Below are 19,508 nucleotides of genomic sequence, written 5' to 3'. Positions count from 1 at the left end.
AGTTGCAGAGCTTAAAGTTTAAAGTAAATTAAACTCCACAACTTATTGTTTTAAAGATTAATACAATACTTATTTAATTTCTGACTTTACACTTCCACAAGAAAGCATAGATTTTCCGTAGTATGGGTTCATGATTTGTTTTTCATCACTTAACCAACTCCCGTCAGCCATTGGGCAATATTGTACATAAATCGGTTTATCGGAAAGTTTGAATTCCTTCGTCAGGGCAATCATATTGTCTGATAAATTAAGAAATGTCTCTCTCTGAGCGTCCACAGTTCTCGCTTCTGAAATGGCAGAAGCATCTTTTCTAAGAATATTAAGGTTTCCTTCTGAAACTAGTTTATAATCAATAGTAGAAGCTGTTTTAATAAATTCTGTAGCCGCTTTTGAAGTCTTATCTGCATCATCTGAAGCTAAAGCAGATTTGATTGCAATATAGTTCTGATACAATTTTGAAACCTGAGCATCTTTTTTAGACTGCGCAGAAAGTGAAATAATTGAGAATAAAGATAGGACTGCTGTAATGATATACTTTTTCATTGTTTTACATTTTAGAATTAATTTTTTAAATAAAGAATAAGGGTGACGCACAGGAAATGCATCAGGATGTGTCGTCTGTAACGATGTTATGATAACACCGAAAACGACAGACGGATTCTAAATTCTAAAATTACAATGGTTGATATAGATGGGTACCGGTTGGTATTCCGGTGGCGCATTGATCTGAATCTGAGTAAATTTGGCAGCAGAAAAGGATCTGTCTACGAAAGCAAACTGATGTGTTACAGGAATCTCTGTAACCTGCCCTAAAAAGTCAACGTTAAGCAGATCAGACTTCTGAGAGTAATCAACTTTTACAACTTTGATTTCTGTTTTGCAACATCCTTTTTTATCTTTGACTCCGCATTTACCGCAAATATCATCAACTTTCTGGCTTACAGAAACAAATTCCTGCATACAATAATGAACGCTAAAAGCTGCTCCGGAAGAGAATCCGAAGTAGAAAATAGAGAATAGTATAGCAAGAATCTTTTTCATTGTTGAGACAAAGTTAAAAATATTCAGTAAGCCGTTGTTATAAAATTGTGTAATCTTGTTATAAAATTCAGGAAAAATAAAAATCCTCTGAAAAATAATTCAGAGGATTTATTGTTTTATATTCTTTCGCAGATCATGCAGATTGAACAGATTTTTATAGTTTGAATTCTAACTTCACGTTGAAGAAACGTCCTGTAAGACGTACCGGAACAGGATACATATAATTGGTATTGTAATCCGTGATCCATTGGTTAGCCACCGTATTATTGATATTAAATGCATTGAAAACCTGTACTCCCAGAGATAATTCCTGGAAATTACCCCAGAAACCAGATTTTTTATTTTTATCCTTTGGATCAATAAATACTTTTGTCAATCCAATATCTACTCTTTTATACGCCGGTAATGTTTTCTGATAGGTGTATGCTGAATTGAAATCCGGCTGCCCGTTATCATTAAACATAACAGGAGATCCTGTTGGTAATCCCATCGCATATACCAAAGTAAGGTTTACCCTCATAGAAGGGAATTGCGGCATATAATCCTGATAGAACATTGCCACTCTGAATCTTTGATCTGTAGGTCTTGGAATATCTCCTCTTCCATCAATATTTTCATACACTCTAGCATAACTTGCAGATAACCAAGAATCTACTCCAGGAACAAACTCCCCAAATAACCTGGTATCAATTCCGTATGCATATCCTTTGGCATTATTCTGTCCTGAATAGCGGATTCTTACATTATCCATATAATAAGGAATCAGATTATCCATTTTCTTGTAATAAAGCTCCGTTGTTAATTTAAACGGTCTGTCATACATATAGAATTCATAGTCATTGGAAAGGATTGCCTGAATAGATCTTTGTGACTTAATATTTGAGTTGAAGTTTCCGTCAAGATCTTTAATCTCTTTATAAAATGGAGATTGATAATAAATTCCTCCAGAAAGTTTAAATAACATGTCGGTATCCCAATCCGGTTTTATTGCAAACTGAACTCTTGGCGAAAATATTGTTTCTTTATTGAAGCTCCAGTTAGAAACTCTTACTCCGGCATTCAAAAATACTTTGCTTGCCCCCCAGTAAAATTTCTGGGAATATTGAGCATACGCAGATAATCTTGTAGGTTCAATATTATTTTTCCCGGCAATATAATAAAACATTCTCAAATCTCCTGTTGTAGTTCCTGCTCTTGGATCAATCACTTCCGGTCTTGGCAAGCTGTATCCTGCAGAATCTACCAACTTCCATTCGTTAGTAAGATCTTTAAGGTTTTCTTTTTCGTATTTGAAACCCACCTCAATGTCTGTATTTACATTAGGTGAAAACTTTGCTCTAAACTGTGTTCCGTAAGTTCTTACAAATAAATCGTTCCTGGCGTGTTCATTCTGTCCCCCAAGATCATAACTGGAAACGGGTTCCTTTGTAATGGGGTCAAATGTCTGCAGATTATATTCTGATCGGATGGTGTAATATTCCCTTTCTCTGTTCTGATAAGCAAAGGCATCCAAGGTAAGTTTCCACTTGTCAGCCGGCTTATAGTTCATGGAAAATGTACCCATCATATTTTTGTATTGGTCATTTTCTTTACCAGCATAGGAAATATTTACTGTAATAGGCTGCTGAAGACTTCCGAAAGTAACACTTTTCCCTTTAGGAATCATTTCATAATCATTCTTGGAATAATATCCGATGAATGACATGGAAAGCTTATCATTAACATGATAATTCAGATAAGACTGAAAATCCCAATATGTAGGATTAAAATCCGTATCTTCTTTTAAGGTATTAAGAACAAGATTGGTATTTCTGTATCTTCCTGAGAATAATGCTGTAAATTTCTTATTCTTAGAAGCCAAACCGGTTGTCAATCTACCTCCAATTAAGCTGGCCTCACCGGAAAGTTCAAATTTTTCAGGTTCACGGTAATAAATATTTAAAGCAGAAGACATTTTATCACCATATTTAGCTTCAAATCCTCCTGCTGAGAAGTTCACTGTAGAAACCATATCCGGATTGATGATACTCATCCCTTCCTGCTGAGAGTTTCTGATCAGGAAAGGTCTGTAAATCTCAATATCATTGATGTAGATAAGGTTTTCGTCATAGTTTCCACCACGTACCATATATTGGGAAGACAACTCAGTATTGGAATTTACGGAAGGCAGCGTTTTAATCAGTCCTTCAATGCCTCCACTGATAGAAGCTACTGCTTTCGCTTCTTTTGCAGAAATTCTTACATTGGTAAGGTCATTGGTTTTCCCTGTTGTTTTTTTCTGGAACACGACTTCCTCTATATCGGTCACTCTAGTGGTCGCCGTATCTTTTTTCTTTGTTGGGAGAAAATCAGAATAGGGACCATAAGGCTTAGCGGTAAAACTAGTTTTTTCAAAAGAAATATTTTAGAATTTCTAAAATTAATGTTTTTTTAACAATTACAAAATCGATTCTCTAATTCTTGTTAATTTTTGTAATAAATCTTCTAATAAATCTAGTCTTAACATGTTGGCACCATCAGATAATGCTGTTTCCGGAGTTGGATGAGTTTCAATGAAGATTCCGTCTGCTCCTACTGCAATTCCTGCTTTGGCAATCGTTTCAATAAGATCCGGTCTTCCTCCTGTTACTCCAGAGCTTTGATTAGGCTGCTGTAATGAATGCGTAACATCCAGAATTACAGGCGCATACTCTCTCATGGTAGGAATTCCTCTGTAATCCACAATCAGATCTGTATATCCGAAAGAATTTCCTCTTTCAATAATGGCTACTTTCGGGTTATTGGAGTCTGTCACTTTTTGTACAGCAAATTTCATTGCTTCAGGGGAAAGAAACTGCCCTTTCTTCAAAGACACACACTTTCCTGTCTTAGCCGCAGCGATCAATAAATCTGTCTGGCGTACAAGGAATGCTGGAATCTGAAGAACATCCACATATTGTGCAGCTAATGCAGCATGTTCATTCTCGTGGATATCTGTAGTGGTAGGAATATTGAAAGTTTCCCCTACTTTTTTAAGGATTTCAAGAGACTTCTCCTCTCCAATGGTTGTAAAAGAATCTACACGGCTTCTGTTTGCCTTTTTGAAACTCCCTTTGAAAATGTAAGGAATATTATATTTGTCTGTAATGTTGATTACTTTTTCAGCAATTCTCAATGCCATATCTTCTCCTTCAATAATACAAGGTCCTGCAATAAGGAAAAAGTTCTTCGAATCTTTGTGCTGAATATTATCTAAATACTGAATCATTTTGTTGTAATTAAAAACTTCAGTAAAAATACTGAGAAAGTTTCAGACTTGGAAATTATTTGAGGAGAGAGTGAGGTTTAAGGTTTAAGGTTTAAGGAAAAATAGTTACCTTATTTTGTTCAGGTATATTTTATTGATTAAGTTTTGATTACAATTTTGGACAATAGTTCAATGATAATTCTTTATACATTTTTATCCATCCATTTTGTCATTGACTACGTCGAATCTGTGATTTCTGAAAGAATCTAAACACTACATGTTAAAATCTAAGGTAAGATTCCCGATGGATTGATAACAAATACGTTATCAATTAGATACTTGGAATTTTTATTTCCCACAGATCTCGCGGATTTACATAGATTTTTATGTAGAGCGAGGATGAGATTGCTTCGCTATGCTCGCAATGACAGAATTGTGGGATTTGTATTTTAATTTTAAGTTTTGGCTAAAGCCAATGGAATTTTGATTAAAAAAGAACGGACTAAAGCCCATTCCTATTGAATATTTGTAATGTATTTTAAATAAGAAAAGATCTACTCCATCTTTTTCAAAATCTTCTCAAACGTATTGACATTTCTGCTGGTCATCTGATCTTTCAGACTCTTCTTTCCCAGAACTTTTCCAAAAGTAGAATCCAATGTATTCCCCTTTGGAACCTGCCAATAAAAAATATCATTAATAATTTCTGCTTTTTCATTGTCTGCCTTAGCGGCTTTTTCAAACTCTCCCATTAAAACATTTTCTACACCTGGTATTCCAACAAAGCCATAAATATGAAGATTGTCATTTTTTTCAAAAGGAATACTGTTCCAGAAAATAGCTGTTTCTTCATGAGATTTTATAAACAGAAAAGCGTCATAAGAAAAATAAGCTGACATTGCTTTTTCCAAGATTATTTTTAATTCATCAGCATTTTTATCTGAGGAAAATACAATATTTCCGGAAGCCAATATAGACACCACATCTTTCATGCCTGCCTCTTTGAAAACCAAACAGACATCTGCCATTTTCATATTGGTTCCTTTTACATTAACACCGCGGAGAAAAGCACAATATTTCATAGGTTATGAGGTTTTAGAGTTTTAGAGTTTTAGAGTTTTAGAGTTTTAGAGTGAAATTATTCATTACTTATCAACATACTCTTTTGATTTTCAATATTTTAATCAACTCTGATATATAAGTTATAATCTGTTCCGGAAGGTTTCAGGTTGTAAATCTTCTCCAGAATCTTATTATCACTTTTCAGGTGATCTTTTACTCTGAATTCTTTCAACAGCTTGTAATGGCTTTGATAATAATCTGCATTTTTTCCTTCGTATAAATTCTGATACGAAAGCAGGTATTTGGGTTTTCTGTTTTTTACCGTATTGATCCAATAATTCGCTTTATCTTTTTTAATCTCTTCCTGAATCTGTTTGTCTACCAACCCTACTTCATCGATGGTTTTTAATCCTGAAAAATAAGGAACATAGCCAGCAGGCTCCAGTAAGATCCACTGATTTTTGTCTTTTTCATATTGGTTAAGAAACGTACCGATGGTTCTTCTGTAGTTCCACTCCCCGTTTCCAGTTGCAATAGCATGGATGGTCTGGAAAGCCAGCATCGGAACAATATAAAACACGACAAGCAAAGACAGCCATAAGTTTCGCCTCTCTTTCTGTTCCAATACAAAAATAAGAACCGGAACAAAAAGCAAAAGCTGCGGAACCCAATAATACCAATCGAATAAACTTTTCTGAGAGATAAAAATAACCTGTTTCACCCATCCGAATACAAAGATCATCCACAAGAAATAATTTCTTTTTTCTCTTTGTCTTATCAGGTAAATAAAACAAAGCAATTCAAAAATAAGAACAATCACAGTAATTGGATTAAAGGCCCCAGGAACCTTTAGCATTCCCCAGAAATTTCCAAAACTTACCAGAAAATAGTCGAGATGTTCTCCGAAAGTAAACTGCTGTCCATAAAGTAATTTCTTTGCTGTAATTGTATTGTTGACCACTTCTCCAAAGTAGAACCAGTTGAAAGCCATTGTTGATACAACACCCAGAACTCCGCCAAAAATATAATTCCATCTGATTTTTCTATTCCAAATCGTATCAACAAGAAATGCAATCCCAAGAAATATAACGGTATCAATTCTTGTAAACATAATCAGGATTGGAAGAAGCGTAAGTACCCATTTTTTTCCTTTGTTGAAACCATAATACAACAGAGCCATTTCCAGAAAAAACAGGATTCCGTATTCCATTCCAAGAATTGAAATCTTAATAGCGGGAGGCAGGATTCCAATTAAAAAGATGAAAATAGCCTTATGCCAGGGATTTTTAAGAACCAGATGAGATAAGAATAATGTTCCTATTGTAAATAGGAAGGAATTAAAAATTAAAAGAGGTTCAATAAAATATTCTTTTCCAAAAATAAGGTTGAAAATATAGGACACAAAAACGTATAAATGTGTTGTAGAAGCAGAAATTTTAGTATCACCATTGAAACCGATTACCCCATAGTCCAGTAGATTCTGAGCTACTCTCCAGGTAATGAAAGCATCTTCCTGAATGTAATGAGTCAATAAGAAAAGAAGTTTAAAAACAACCGTAACGATTACGGCATATATCGGGAATCTGCTTTTTTGTGTTTCGGACATTCTGCATTTTTAATTTCACAAATATAATCTTAAAATTCAGGATTGCCAATAACAAAAAAACGGAACCGAAGTTCCGTTTTTAAAAGTGCTTTATTGTGTTGCTTTAATAATCGCTGAAGTGATCTGATTTTCTTTCTCTTTGGAGTAAGTTGAATCAAAAGGTTCCATTACATCAAATAAATATTGGTAGAATGGAGTGATCTTTTGAACATCTTCAGATTCTTTCATTGCTTTTTCTTTACCCATTTGCTGAAGTTCCTTCACAAATGCATTGAATTTTTTATCAATCGGCTCAATGGATTTTACCAGATAAGCATACGCTTTTTCTTTTTGTCCGATCTTAGTATAAGCATCTGTAACAGCGGCTACCACAAGAGAATATTCCATTGGTTTTGTTCTCATCTGTCTTCTCACATAGCTTTGATCTGCTTTAGAAAGGCTTAAGTAATAATCATATTCCTCAAAGATTCCTTTTTTAAGCACTTCTGCCAGTTGTAATCCTTTCTGTTCCTGTCCTGCGATAATATATCCGGTTACAATTGAGCTTAAAGAACGTGGATCATTGTATTTTTCAGCAGGAATTTCTTTTGCTGCAAGATCAAGGATCTCTATTGCTTTAGCTTTCTGTCCGCTTAATGCTAATGCTGAAGCAGCTCTGCTTGCTGACATTCTGTAGCTGATGATATTAGACGTTGCCGTTTCATCAAAGTGAGCTTTCAGATCTTTAAAGTTACCCCATCTGAAGTTTTTCACTACATTATAAAGGTTATTGGCATCTACTCTTCCCATATCGCCGTCTGCCGAAGGTAGTGTCTGTATTGGAATCAATCTGTAGCTGAAACCGTCAAACTGAAGATAATCATTCAGGTAGAAAATATTTTCACTGTCATAAATACCACCTGAAGAAAAGTTAATCGGACGTTTCCAATCGAAGTTTGCCAATAGATCCATTAAGATCAGGTTGTTTTTATATAATGTGTTTCCTTTGTAAGTAATCATAATCTGATTGGCTACATTGGGAAGATCTGCCTGGTTGATAATCCCTGCTTTTAAAGCATTCTCTTTATTTACCGGAAGGATAAATTTGTTTACCGGAAGAATGTTATACTTTTCATATTTTTCTTCTCCGAAATACATTTTCAATAACTGGTCTTTTTCAGGAGACTTGAATTTGATAAACTTGATGGCATCTTTCAGGGTTAAAGAATCCTGTGTAAGGTACTTTCTGAAGTCTTTGAATTCTGTATCCGGAACTCCTTGTTCTTTCAACATAGAGAAAACCCCTTCCCAATCTTCCTTCTTCATCATATAGATCTGGTCATTCACTCCATCTCTGTAATCTTCGTGAGTCAGTTCACTTGGAATACCCATTGCATTGTATGTTCTTCTTTTTACCTGATCAAGGTTCCAAGGTGTTGAAGCAAGAGTGAAGTTCACCACTTTCACATCATCTCTGAATCTTTCCGTTTCCTGGATTGCCCAAACCGGGTAGGTATCGTTATCACCATATACAAACAGAATATCGTTCTTCGGCAATGATTTTAGTACTGAATATGCATAATCATAAGCTGTATATCTGTTACTTCTATCGTGAACATTATAGTTCTGGAAGCCCATCATGAAAGGAACTCCTAGTAATACGACTCCTAATGCAATATTAGCACCATTGGTTTCACTTTAGATTGTACAAACCATAAAATAGCTCCTGCACCCAGCCCAATCCAGATGGCAAAGGCATAGAATGAACCTACCATTGCATAATCTCTTTCTCTCGGTTCAAAAGGTTTTACACCTGTATAGAAAATAATTCCGACACTGGTAATAATGAATAAAGATAATAGAGCATAGAATCTTCCAAAGTCTCTGTTCAATTGGAAAAAGAATCCGATTAATCCTAAAATTAATGGAAGGAAGAAAAACGCTACTGTACTTTCATTCTTAAACTTAGCAGGCATTTTATCCTGATTTCCTACATTCACGTTATCAATAAACGGAATACCGGAAATCCAGTTTCCTTTAGTACTTTCCATATTTCCTTCAAGGTCATTCTGTCTTCCCACATAGTTCCATAGCAGGTATCTTACAAAGTAATATCCGTTCTGGAAAGAAATAAAGTAGTCCATATTCTGAAGCAGTGAAGGCTTCTGAACATTGATAAGGTTATAAGGTTTTACCTTTAAATAATCTGCAGCTGTAATTGATTTATCATCATATTTAGCTCTCAGTTCGTCAAAAATCTGCTTTGCCTGAGGATTATCTGCAACGTCTTCATTGGCATAATTGAAAGTAAAATCAGGAGCTCCATACATTGAAATATAGTTAGACATTACATCTTTATCCTCATTAAACATTCTTGGCATTAAGCTCACCTGAGACTGACTGAAAATATAATTAAATCGGTCTCCGGTTTTTCTATAGGTTCCGGTTTTCTCATCTTTTTCGAAGATTTCTCCGGTCTTTTTTGTTTTAAAGCTTCCGTCTTCGTTCTTTTGAATTCCGTTAGCATCAAGGAAAGCCGTATAGTTCTGTCCATAAATCGTCGGCCAGTCACCATATTGCTCTCTGTTATAATAATCCAGCATACCAATTGCGGTATCCGGGTCATTAAGGTTCATTGGCGGATTCGCATTCGCTCTGATCGGAATCACCATCCAGCAAGAAAAACCAATCATCATAAAAACTACAGATAAAGCAGCCGTTTGATAAATATTCTTTTTTGCTTTTCTTGCATACTTAATCAGAAAATAGCAGATCGCTACCATCAGAATAAAGGCTGCAATGGTTCCGGAATGGAAAGGAAGCCCAAGACCATTTACAAAGAAAATCTCCAGTCTTCCGAACATCGTCATGATGAGTGGGAAAATAATTTTGAAGACTAAACTCAGAATTAATAATGTAATCAGGTTTGCCCAGATAAAGCTTTTCCAGGTAAACTTATAATTTCTTGCATAATATACAAGACATACCATAGGAGTCGCCAGCATACACATCATGTGTACCCCAACGGAAAGTCCTAAAACGAAGAAAATAAGGATAATCCATCTTTCATTGTCTGCTGCCTGATACTCATTTTCCCATTTCGTAATCAACCAGACCAAGAGCGCGATGAACATAGAAGCCATAGAATAAACTTCTCCTTCCACTGCCGAGAACCAGAAGGTATCTGAAAACGTGAAGCACAATGCTCCTACCGCTCCGGCAAACAGGATAGAAATTTCCTGATGTTTTGTAATTTCTTCAAAATCTTTGTTCAGGAGTCTTCTCACAAAGTGAGTGATCGTCCAAAACAAAAATAAAATAGTCAGCGCACTGCACAATGCAGACATCGCGTTGATTACGATGGAGTAATTTTCGCCTTTCCCTAATGCAAAAATGGCTGCCACGGCACCCACTATCTGGAATAAAGCAGCTCCGGGAGCGTGCGTTACTTCAAGTTTTACTGCAGAAGAAATGTACTCACCACAATCCCAAAAACTGAAATTGGGTTCTATTGTGGACAAGTACGTGAAAAACGCAATGACGAAAATCACCCATCCTAAAACGGTGTTCCATTGCCTAAAAGTCCAATTTTTCATAGTATTAAATCAATTATGCGAAAATAAGGCTTTTATATTATTTTATATTGTTTTTAACAAATTTTAAAAATTTGGCGCAAAATTTGCGATTAAACTCGTGCTAATACTGTAAACAGGAAAATAATTTTTTACGAAAGCGTGCCCTAGAAATCAAACAAAAGTTTAGTAATTATTTATTTTTTTGTATTTTTGCAGTCAGATTTTTATTGAAAATAACAAATAATGAGTAATGTTTACGATAATATTCTTGGCCTAATAGGACATACTCCTATGGTGAAGCTAAATACTGTTACAAAAGATATTCCAGCAACCGTTTATGCCAAGTTAGAATCATATAATCCTGGACATTCTACCAAAGACCGAATCGCACTTCATATTATAGAGAATGCAGAGAAAAAAGGCTTATTGAAAGAGGATTCCGTAGTAGTAGAAACTACTTCCGGAAATACTGGGTTTTCTATTGCAATGGTATGTATCATTAAGGGATATAAATGTATTCTCGCGGTAAGCGACAAAACAAAACCTGAAAAGATTGCTTATCTTAAAGCTTTGGGTGCTACTGTATATATATGTCCTGCCAATGTACCGGCGGATGATCCTAGATCTTATTATGAAGTGGCAAAAAGAATTGCTTTGGAAACTCCCAATTCGATTTACATCAATCAGTACTTTAATGAACTGAATATTGATGCCCATTACCAGACTACAGGTCCTGAGATCTGGGAACAGACAGAAGGTAAGATCACTCACCTTTTTGCTTGTACCGGAACAGGTGGTACCTTATCTGGTTCAGCAAAGTTTTTGAAGGAGAAAAACCCGGATATCAAAATTATCGGGGTGGATGCAGATGGTTCTATATTAAAAAGCTATCACGAGACAGGTGAGATTCACAAAGAAGATGTACACCCTTATCAGATTGAGGGAATGGGAAAAAATTTGATTCCTGCCGCGCTTCTTTTCGATAAGGTAGATGAGTTTGTAAGGGTTAATGATGAGATGTCAGCCTACAGAACCCGTGAAATTGCTTTAAAGGAAGCTATTATGGGAGGGTATACAACAGGAGCTGTGACGCAGGGACTTATGCAATATGCTAATTCTCATGAATTAACTGAAAATGATCTGGTTGTTTTAATATATCCTGACCACGGTTCAAGATACATCACTAAAGTATACAGTGATAAGTGGATGGCCGAACAGGGATTTGTGAACAACTGTGTCCACAATTACGACGAAGTCTTCAAGACAGAGTTTATCAAATAGGAACAAATAAAATCACGATATAATAAAGCCTTTTGCGTGTTCTACAATAAAGGCTTTTTTAATTAAAAATTACGATACAATGTTGGATATTTTTGAAAGAATAAAAGAAAATCCAGGACCTCTTGGACAATTTGCAGATTACGGAGAAGGCTATTTTATTTTCCCGAGATTAGAGGGACCTATCGGCCCGAGAATGCAGTTTCAGGGTAGAGAAGTAATTTTCTGGAGTGCCAATGATTATTTAGGATTATGTAATCATCCTGAAGTAATAGAAGCAGATGCAAAGGCGGCTGCAGAATACGGAATGTTCTATCCAATGGGAGCAAGGGCTATGTCTGGAGAAACAGATCAGCACCTTCAGTTGGAAAGAGAATTGGCAGACTTCGTACAAAAAGAATCAGCATATTTATTGAATTTCGGTTACCAGGGAATGGTTTCTACCATTGATGCTTTGGTAAGCAGAAATGACGTTATTGTTTATGATATGGATTCTCATGCCTGCATCGTGGATGGAGTAAGACTTCATTCTGGTAAAAGATTTACCTACAAGCACAACGATATGGAAAGTCTTGAGAAAAACCTTCAGAGAGCGACTAAAGTTGCAGAAGAAACAGGAGGAGGAATTCTTGTGATTACTGAAGGGGTTTTCGGAATGAGAGGCCAGCAGGGAAAAATCAAAGAAATTTGTGAGCTTAAATCAAAATATCAGTTCAGACTTTTAGTAGATGACGCTCACGGGTTCGGAACATTGGGTAAAACAGGTGCCGGAGTTGGTGAAGAACAGGATTGTAATGATCAGATTGACGTATATTTCTCTACTTTTGCAAAATCAATGGCTGGTTTCGGGGCATTCCTTGCGGGTGACAAAGAAATCATCAGATATCTGAAGTTCAACTTAAGATCACAAATTTTCGCAAAATCTCTTACAATGCCAATGGTAATCGGAGGATTAAAAAGATTGGAGCTATTGAGATCAAGACCCGAGATCAAAGCTAAACTTTGGGAAAATGTAGAAAAATTACAGAGCGGATTAAAAGAAAGAGGATTTAACATCGGAGATACCAATACTTGTGTAACTCCTGTAATGATGCAGGGAACTCCTGTAGAAGCTACTCTATTGGTAAAAGACCTTAGAGAAAATTACGGGATCTTTACTTCAGTAGTCGTCTATCCGGTAATCCCTAAGGGAATGATTCTTTTAAGACTAATTCCTACCGCTTCTCATACGGATGCTGAGATTAATGAAACTCTGGCCGCGTTTGAAGCAATTCACGATAAACTAGTAAGTGGTTACTATAAAGAGCAGGAACAAATATTACTGCAGGAACAAGGATTAAGTTTTAAACCGATTTAATCTTTAACAACATAAAAAAAACCACTGATTGATTCAGTGGTTTTTTGTTTTAAAAACTATAAACTATCAAAAGCAAATGAAACTTAGGGGTTATTTATTGGGTGTTTTGTCGGCTGTTTCATACGGATTGATTCCGATTTTTATTTTACCGATTAAGCAGGCTCATTTTTCAATGGACATTACACTGTTCTACAGGTTTTTCTTTTCGGCCTTAATGGTGGGCGGATACCTCATCTATTCTAAACAAAATTTCAGAATCAATAAAAAGGAAGCTTTAATATTAGCTATTCTGGGAATATGCTATGCTCTTTCTTCAGAATTTCTGTTTATAGGATATGATTTTCTCACCCCAGGAATTGCCTCTACGGTTCTGTTCATTTATCCGGTGATTGTTGCGTTGATTATGTTTTTCTTTTATAAAGAGAAACTCACCAAACTATCCATCGTTTCATTATTCCTTGCCTTTGCCGGAGTGATTGTTTTATGTTTAAAAGGAAATGGCTTTGAGATCAATTTTGCAGGATTAGGAATCGTGATGCTAAGTTCACTATTTTATGCCCTTTATATGGTGATCGTTAATAAATCAAAACTGAAGGTTTCCGGGTTTAAACTTACCTTCTACTCTATGCTTTTCACTTCCTTATTTTTTATGATTAAATCTGGGATCGGACATCAATCCTTTGCGATTCCTTCAACGGCGATCTTTGTTAACTTTCTTATTTTTGCATTTCTTACTACGGTTATTTCCAGCTTATGTCTGGTATATGCCATTAAGAGTATTGGCTCTACTCCGGTTGCTATTTTAGGAGCATTGGAACCTGTGGTAGCGGTGATGGTAAGTGTATTTATGTTTAATGAAAAGTTTACCACCAACTTATTAATTGGTATTACATTGATTCTTCTAGGTGTTATCTTAAATGTTATTTCAGATCGTAGGAAAGTAAGCCCTATTTAAAAGGTTATTTTTTTCACAATATCAATATTAATAAAGCCGGAACTCCTTAGTCCGGCTTTACTATTTTATCATAAAAAAGAGCAGTTATTTTTGTTTATTAAACATATATCTGGATATCTTCCATTTTGTGTCTTCTTTCTGAAGTATAAACAATTCCCTATTTTCTTCCGGTGTTGTTTTATGATCTGCATAGAGCATTTGAGTACCTTTTGAAACTGTTCGGGCTATAGCATAGTTCTCATTGATTACAGTAATCTCGTCAATTTCAAACTTCACATCCAGTGCAAGGGTTTTGAATACAAAATCATACGCTCCTTTGAGCTGCTCCTGGCCTTTTGCTGTAGGTCCTCCCTGCGGCATGAATACACCATCTCGAGTATATAAAGGAAGTACATGCGCAGTAGATGACTCATTAAGTGCATTCTGATAGACGTAAAGTACTGTTTCTATATCTTTTTTTATTGTAGTTTCCATTGTCTTCTTCTCGTTAGTGATATTCGATGGATTATTTTTTTCCTGCTTTCCCGAACAAGATAATAGTATAGCAAAAGTCTGGATCAGGATGAGAATATTTTTCATCTGTTTTATTTTAAAGTTTTGACTTTGCTTCTGTAAGATTAACTGCTTTTCCCAATGCTCCGAATTCATGTAAATCTCCAAAAACTTCGATACGAATCGACTGATCAATTCCTCCTACTTTTAAAGGCTCAAATCCTGCATTCTTAATCACTTCTTCTACATCGTGATTCACTTCCATATCATCTGATGCATAAAATAATACAGATTTCTCAGGACTGCCGTTGGATGCCCCCGCAAGAGTTTCCGCACCAAGAGTTCCGAATGCCTTCACCAGTTTAGCCCCCTTAGGAAGTATAGCTTTGTTAAGTTCTCCGGCTGATTCTCTTTCCCCAATAATTTTTTGAATCCGCCATTGCCGTCAGGAGCAATAGGATTGGACACATCTATAATGGTCTTATTCTTCAAAAGATCACCATAATCATTAAAGAAATCCTTAAAGGAACCAAACCATATTGCAGGGATAATAACATCAACAGTATTAATTGCTTCTTTAATACTCATACTTTGGGCAAGTCCTCCGGAGTGTTCAGCAAAATTACTGGCCTCTTCACTATTTCTTGAAGCAACAATTACTTCATGATTATTTTTTATCAGATCATTAGCAATTGCTTTTCCGATATTTCCTAAGCCAATTACAGCTACTTTTTTCAATGTTTCCATTTCTTTTAATTTTAATATTTATTGAAGTCAAAATTACTGGGAAAGGCTATGAAAAAGCAGCAAACTAGTTTAAGAAATCATCTTGATATTTGATAAGATCAATTCTTAAACTAGTTTCATATTGATAAGAAATACAATTAGTCCTTTATTCTTTTTTGTCGGATTTTACTAAGGAATTGTGGGGTTATTCCAAGATAGGAAGCGATTTCTACATTAGAAATACGATTGGCTAACTGAGGATATTGCCTGAGGAAAAATTCATATTTCTCTTCTCCTGTTGCACTTATATTCTGCAATACTCTATTCTGAAGCTCTATAAATTTATGTTCAATAATCACTCTAAAATTTCTGTCAAACTTCGGATAATAGGTATACAGATACCAGAGATCATTTTTTCAAGCTGCAGTACAATAGAGTTTTCCAGAGCAATAATATATAGTTTGCTGGGATTTTTATTATGAAAACTATCTATATCTACAATCCAGTCATTTTCTGATGCAAACTGAAGATTATGTTCTTCTCCATTTTGATCTATACTGTACATTTTGAAACATCCGGACACTACAAATGTATAATACTGGCATATTTCATTCTCTTGCAGAATAAATTGTTTTCGTCTGATTCTTCTTTCTGTGATGCGTTCATCCAACACTTCAATTTCTTCTTTTGAAAGAGGAATAAAACTTTTAAAATAACTGATAAGTGAAGCCGTTTCTTTTGACATTGCAAATAAGATGTATTTTTATCTGGTTTCAGATTTTGAAAAAAACTGAAAAATAGATAATACAATATATCAAAAAAAACTGAATAAGTATAATGGTAAAATCCCGATTACTATTTATCTGAACTCCCTAATCTGTTTTTATCCTTTGGGTTTACGTTATTTTTTACTTTCCAAACATCTTTCTGAAAAACCCACTTGATCCGTTACGCCTGCTCTCTGTTTCAGCTGTTTTCAGATTATCCTCAGCTATGGAAGAATGATTGTAATGTAGAGAGGTTTTCAAATTCTCCGCAGCATTTGCATACTGACCTAAATCTAATTGTGCCGTTCCTAAATGTTCATAAATTTCTGCTATAATATCTTCAGTAACTCCCTGCTGTTGTGGCAAAACCTGAAGAGCCATTAATGCAAACTCTACCGTTTTTTCATTTTCCTGGAGATGATACCCACAATGAACGGCCCAATAATAACACCAGAAATCTTCATTTCCTAAAGCTATACTCTGTTCAAAGCTTTCAAATGCCGCTGTTTCATCACGAAGTTTTGCCACCTGAATATATCCCATATTGTATAAAGCCACCTGTGCAGATCTTACTTTATTTTGTTCTGATGCAAAATGTACAGCATACTGAAGACATTCCAGCGCTTTTGCATAGTTTTCTTCCTCTAAAAAAATATTGGAACGACTAATTAATATACTGGGATTGTCCGGCATTTCTTCCAAAATATGATCGGCTTCTTTAGATGCAGAATCTGTATCCGGTTTTAAACCTGTTTGTTCTCCAATTTTCGCTTTATGGATATAAAAATTGGTAAAGCATCGTACAATTTTAGGATGGGCTGCTAAAGGACCTGCTGGATCTAACTCATGATAGCTTTCCAAGCCGGCATCAATCCATTCCAGCGCAGATTCATAATCCCTCAACTCCATATAACTGTAGCAAAGCTGATCTATACTCCTAAAATAGGTTACAGAATCCATATCATGAATAAAATCTTCTATCAGCTGTTCTCCATCTGCCACAGCTTCTTCAAAATATTCTGCTTCAAACCGGGCATTATATCTGTTTTGGAGTATGTACATAAAATAGCTGAACTTCATTCCTTCTGTAGTTACAGCAATGGCTTCATCATATTTTTCCTGAATGATAAGTTCAGCAGCTAAATTATTACAGCACATGGCAAAGGTGTGAGGATCTTCATTGTATGGATCACCACTTTTTTCAACCAATGCTTTGTGATAAAGATGATAGGCCACAGTATAACAGTCTCTTTTCAGCTGAGTAAGCCTCTCTTTTTCAAATTCAGACATCTGAGGGTTCTGGCTGAGTATTCTATTGATTTCAACACCGGCATTATAGGCTTCCATTGCTTCGGAAGTCTCAGGATTGACATCGAGTAACAGAAAATCGGGGTTCGTATTTTCCTGATTATGAATCGTGAACAGTCTTATCTGTAAAGTTGGTGAATGAACTAAGGAGGTTGCTTTTTCATAATAAGGAACAGCTTCTTTCCATTGATTCAACCAATAGAAAGCAGAGCCTGCATGGCGATGACACCAAGGATGATTCGGGCTCATACTAATGCCCTGCTTACTCCATTCTATACACTGAAGAAGGGCTTTTTCACGGTTATCCGTAAATACTTCGTAATGATCCAGAGCAATAAGTCCTAATATAGCACAAAGATCAGCATCAGGAGAAGTTTCATTTAAAGAATTAGCCCAAAGATAGATTTCTTTTAATTCTTCTTTGTCCTCCGGAAGCGAATGTCCTTTTATCCAGTTTTTAGCAGCAACAGCATAGTTTTTCTGACGGAATGCCTCAATGGCTTCATGATGTAATGTATTCACAGTATTTCTCTATAGATTTATGTATTCTTTTCTTCAAGATATTCTTCATTCATCGCTGTAAAAGCTTTTCCTATTTTAGGATACCATTCTGTGGCTTCTCTAAAGAGTTCCCAGTCATAAAGAAATACTTTAAACACTTCTCCGTCACCAGAATAACTGTCATGGGTAAGGTTCTCCTGACTTGAAGCGTAAAAAAGATTACATTTTTCTGGATTATCAAGTTCGTCCGGACGGAAACAATAGGTTCTCATGTCAAAAATCTCAGATTCTCTTTCCTTTCCAATATCAAGACTCCCCACAAGGCCTCGTTCGCCATGCCTTCGCATCAGGAAACAATATCCGCCATACCAGAAATTATTTTTATCTCCATCTCTATAATCGTTGTATTTTTCATGTACCATAGCAAGATTGAGATAACTGAGAACTTCTATAGGATTGACGGTCTCCAGAAATTTATTATAAAAGTAAGCACCATACTCTGCTCTTGTAAGAACATCATTCCATAAAATGTTTAATTGGGTGATATAATTCATGGATGCTCCCGGATGAAAAATATTCAAAAATGGGGATTCTTCATTTTCTCTGTATACTGCTGATAGTACTTTCCTACCATATTCATCTGTTACAACGCAGATAAAAAATATAAAACCTGATGAATGGGTAAACATGACATGAGCCTGCCCTGCTTCTGTGTCAGGATGTAACTGGACTTCATACTCTTGAAAAGTATAATACTGATATTCTTCTTTATGTAATTTCACAATACTAATCAGTCTATGAAAATTATTCAGCTGAAAAAGAAAAGAAGATGAATCATAAAATTGTGTATTTTCAAAATATCTTGGAATAGAAGTAAGTTCGGCGTCTTTTTGATCCTCTTTTGAAAGAAGATCAATATCTTTCTTAATAATGGAATCATTTTTTTCCAGCATTGTAATGGCTGTAGAACGGGAAAGCCAGGCATGCCAGGTAAAAAGATCCTCCTCATCTATTTCAGCTTCTGGGCACAGTATTTCTTCAGGAAAAATAGCTGCAGGAAATCTACGATCGAAAATTCCATCTTCTTCCTCTTCATCACAAAGGAAAAATTCGGCAGTGATTCGTTCTTTTTTGTAATCGTAATGGTAACCTTCTGTGGCTACAAATACTCTGGCTTTAGTATCTCCTTTTACAATAAGATCTCCATGATTATAGTCGCCCCAAAAGCAATCTTTTACGTTCAAGTTTCCGGTAATGTATAGTTCCTGTCCGCCAACAATCATATTATCTGCTTCCAGGTTTCCCAATACACATAAGCAAATAGAACCGTCTGGCTCATGATTATAGATATTTTTTGCTGTAAAGTTTCCTTCAATAAAAATAGCGAGACAGTTTTCCTGGTTGATTTCACTCTGATTTTCTGTCATCGTAAAAACCGTGAAAGGATCATCCAGATTCAGATTCTGTATTTCTACATCATGTTCAATATAAATTACCCAGCCACCATCAAATTCTCCTTCATGCTTTTCATTCCGCCAATACAGCCAGCTATCTTTTGGAAATTTATGCTTAACATCTTTGAACTGTAGATATCTCATGATAGAAATTTTAATGCATTCAATATATTATGTTTTT

At 35.5% G+C, this 19,508-nt stretch carries 16 protein-coding genes and 1 pseudogene; 3 read left to right on the top strand and 14 right to left on the bottom strand.

Annotated features, from left to right (window positions below):
• Positions 1 to 69 precede the first annotated feature (69 nt).
• The 7 genes and pseudogenes from H5J24_RS09270 to H5J24_RS09240 all read right to left on the bottom strand — a co-directional run bounded on the left by H5J24_RS09270 (position 70) and on the right by H5J24_RS09240 (position 10,510).
• A complete protein-coding gene (locus tag H5J24_RS09270; protein ID WP_068943426.1) occupies positions 70 to 543 on the bottom strand; it encodes a DUF3347 domain-containing protein in 474 nt (157 codons plus the stop codon).
• 117 nt (positions 544 to 660) lie between these two features.
• Positions 661 to 1,041, bottom strand: coding sequence for an HYC_CC_PP family protein (locus H5J24_RS09265; RefSeq protein ID WP_068943427.1), 381 nt, complete (start codon positions 1,039 to 1,041; stop codon positions 661 to 663).
• Between the two features lie 154 nt (positions 1,042 to 1,195).
• Positions 1,196 to 3,349: a TonB-dependent receptor plug domain-containing protein gene (locus tag H5J24_RS09260; RefSeq protein ID WP_232816243.1), complete on the bottom strand. Its 2,154-nt coding sequence runs from the start codon at positions 3,347 to 3,349 to the stop codon at positions 1,196 to 1,198.
• Positions 3,350 to 3,478: 129 nt separating this feature from the next.
• Positions 3,479 to 4,288: a 3-deoxy-8-phosphooctulonate synthase gene (gene kdsA / locus H5J24_RS09255; RefSeq protein ID WP_068943429.1), complete on the bottom strand. Its 810-nt coding sequence runs from the start codon at positions 4,286 to 4,288 to the stop codon at positions 3,479 to 3,481.
• 533 nt (positions 4,289 to 4,821) lie between these two features.
• Positions 4,822 to 5,349 carry a DUF1697 domain-containing protein gene (locus tag H5J24_RS09250; RefSeq protein ID WP_068943430.1) on the bottom strand — a complete coding sequence of 176 codons (528 nt, stop codon included), beginning with the start codon at positions 5,347 to 5,349 and terminating at the stop codon, positions 4,822 to 4,824.
• A 98-nt stretch (positions 5,350 to 5,447) separates the two neighbouring features.
• Entirely contained in the window at positions 5,448 to 6,935 is a 1,488-nt protein-coding gene (locus tag H5J24_RS09245) for a hypothetical protein (protein ID WP_068943431.1), read from the bottom strand.
• 90 nt (positions 6,936 to 7,025) lie between these two features.
• A pseudogene (locus H5J24_RS09240) lies at positions 7,026 to 10,510 on the bottom strand (glycosyltransferase family 117 protein).
• A gap of 222 nt (positions 10,511 to 10,732) precedes the next feature.
• On the opposite strand from H5J24_RS09240, the gene H5J24_RS09235 reads away from it, so the two are divergent.
• The 3 genes from H5J24_RS09235 to H5J24_RS09225 all read left to right on the top strand — a co-directional run bounded on the left by H5J24_RS09235 (position 10,733) and on the right by H5J24_RS09225 (position 14,079).
• Positions 10,733 to 11,770, top strand: coding sequence for a PLP-dependent cysteine synthase family protein (locus tag H5J24_RS09235; protein WP_068943433.1), 1,038 nt, complete (start codon positions 10,733 to 10,735; stop codon positions 11,768 to 11,770).
• An 82-nt stretch (positions 11,771 to 11,852) separates the two neighbouring features.
• Positions 11,853 to 13,124, top strand: a complete 1,272-nt coding sequence (locus H5J24_RS09230) for an aminotransferase class I/II-fold pyridoxal phosphate-dependent enzyme (protein WP_185124672.1) — start codon at positions 11,853 to 11,855, stop codon at positions 13,122 to 13,124.
• Positions 13,125 to 13,200: 76 nt separating this feature from the next.
• The gene (locus H5J24_RS09225; protein WP_068943435.1) at positions 13,201 to 14,079 is read left to right on the top strand and encodes a DMT family transporter; all 879 of its coding nucleotides are present in this window, start codon (positions 13,201 to 13,203) and stop codon (positions 14,077 to 14,079) included.
• A gap of 84 nt (positions 14,080 to 14,163) precedes the next feature.
• Here the strand turns inward: H5J24_RS09225 and H5J24_RS09220 are convergent, their stop codons facing one another.
• From H5J24_RS09220 to H5J24_RS09190, 7 genes are all read right to left on the bottom strand, one after another.
• The gene (locus H5J24_RS09220; protein WP_082811218.1) at positions 14,164 to 14,658 is read right to left on the bottom strand and encodes a YybH family protein; all 495 of its coding nucleotides are present in this window, start codon (positions 14,656 to 14,658) and stop codon (positions 14,164 to 14,166) included.
• A 10-nt stretch (positions 14,659 to 14,668) separates the two neighbouring features.
• Positions 14,669 to 14,929 carry an NAD(P)-binding domain-containing protein gene (locus H5J24_RS09215; RefSeq protein ID WP_232816242.1) on the bottom strand — a complete coding sequence of 87 codons (261 nt, stop codon included), beginning with the start codon at positions 14,927 to 14,929 and terminating at the stop codon, positions 14,669 to 14,671.
• The gene (locus tag H5J24_RS09210; RefSeq protein WP_232816241.1) at positions 14,926 to 15,318 is read right to left on the bottom strand and encodes an NADPH-dependent F420 reductase; all 393 of its coding nucleotides are present in this window, start codon (positions 15,316 to 15,318) and stop codon (positions 14,926 to 14,928) included. Before H5J24_RS09210 ends, H5J24_RS09215 begins: the two co-directional genes overlap by 4 nt.
• A gap of 137 nt (positions 15,319 to 15,455) precedes the next feature.
• Positions 15,456 to 15,656, bottom strand: coding sequence for a cyclic nucleotide-binding domain-containing protein (locus H5J24_RS09205; protein ID WP_232816240.1), 201 nt, complete (start codon positions 15,654 to 15,656; stop codon positions 15,456 to 15,458).
• Positions 15,653 to 16,042 carry a Crp/Fnr family transcriptional regulator gene (locus H5J24_RS09200; protein ID WP_232816239.1) on the bottom strand — a complete coding sequence of 130 codons (390 nt, stop codon included), beginning with the start codon at positions 16,040 to 16,042 and terminating at the stop codon, positions 15,653 to 15,655. The genes H5J24_RS09205 and H5J24_RS09200 overlap by 4 nt, the downstream gene beginning before the upstream one ends.
• Before the next feature lie 163 nt (positions 16,043 to 16,205).
• Positions 16,206 to 17,894 carry a tetratricopeptide repeat protein gene (locus H5J24_RS09195; protein ID WP_068943438.1) on the bottom strand — a complete coding sequence of 563 codons (1,689 nt, stop codon included), beginning with the start codon at positions 17,892 to 17,894 and terminating at the stop codon, positions 16,206 to 16,208.
• Between the two features lie 17 nt (positions 17,895 to 17,911).
• Entirely contained in the window at positions 17,912 to 19,471 is a 1,560-nt protein-coding gene (locus H5J24_RS09190) for a hypothetical protein (protein ID WP_228407636.1), read from the bottom strand.
• Between the last annotated feature and the right edge of the window lie 37 nt (positions 19,472 to 19,508).

Origin of the sequence: Chryseobacterium capnotolerans (assembly GCF_021278965.1) — a bacterium.
In the GTDB taxonomy this organism is placed as follows: domain Bacteria; phylum Bacteroidota; class Bacteroidia; order Flavobacteriales; family Weeksellaceae; genus Chryseobacterium; species Chryseobacterium capnotolerans.
The sequence above is the reverse complement of the archived record's forward strand: the minus strand, read 5'-3'. Positions and strand labels throughout refer to the sequence as shown.

Coding starts and splice junctions, on each gene's coding strand:
- H5J24_RS09270 (WP_068943426.1), bottom strand. CDS start 543: ATGAAAAAGTATATCATTACAGCAGTCCTATCTTTATTCTCAATTATT.
- H5J24_RS09190 (WP_228407636.1), bottom strand. CDS start 19,471: ATGAGATATCTACAGTTCAAAGATGTTAAGCATAAATTTCCAAAAGAT.
- H5J24_RS09245 (WP_068943431.1), bottom strand. CDS start 6,935: ATGTCCGAAACACAAAAAAGCAGATTCCCGATATATGCCGTAATCGTT.
- H5J24_RS09250 (WP_068943430.1), bottom strand. CDS start 5,349: ATGAAATATTGTGCTTTTCTCCGCGGTGTTAATGTAAAAGGAACCAAT.
- H5J24_RS09200 (WP_232816239.1), bottom strand. CDS start 16,042: ATGTCAAAAGAAACGGCTTCACTTATCAGTTATTTTAAAAGTTTTATT.
- H5J24_RS09265 (WP_068943427.1), bottom strand. CDS start 1,041: ATGAAAAAGATTCTTGCTATACTATTCTCTATTTTCTACTTCGGATTC.
- kdsA (WP_068943429.1), bottom strand. CDS start 4,288: ATGATTCAGTATTTAGATAATATTCAGCACAAAGATTCGAAGAACTTT.
- H5J24_RS09220 (WP_082811218.1), bottom strand. CDS start 14,658: ATGAAAAATATTCTCATCCTGATCCAGACTTTTGCTATACTATTATCT.
- H5J24_RS09225 (WP_068943435.1), top strand. CDS start 13,201: ATGAAACTTAGGGGTTATTTATTGGGTGTTTTGTCGGCTGTTTCATAC.
- H5J24_RS09235 (WP_068943433.1), top strand. CDS start 10,733: ATGAGTAATGTTTACGATAATATTCTTGGCCTAATAGGACATACTCCT.
- H5J24_RS09210 (WP_232816241.1), bottom strand. CDS start 15,318: ATGGAAACATTGAAAAAAGTAGCTGTAATTGGCTTAGGAAATATCGGA.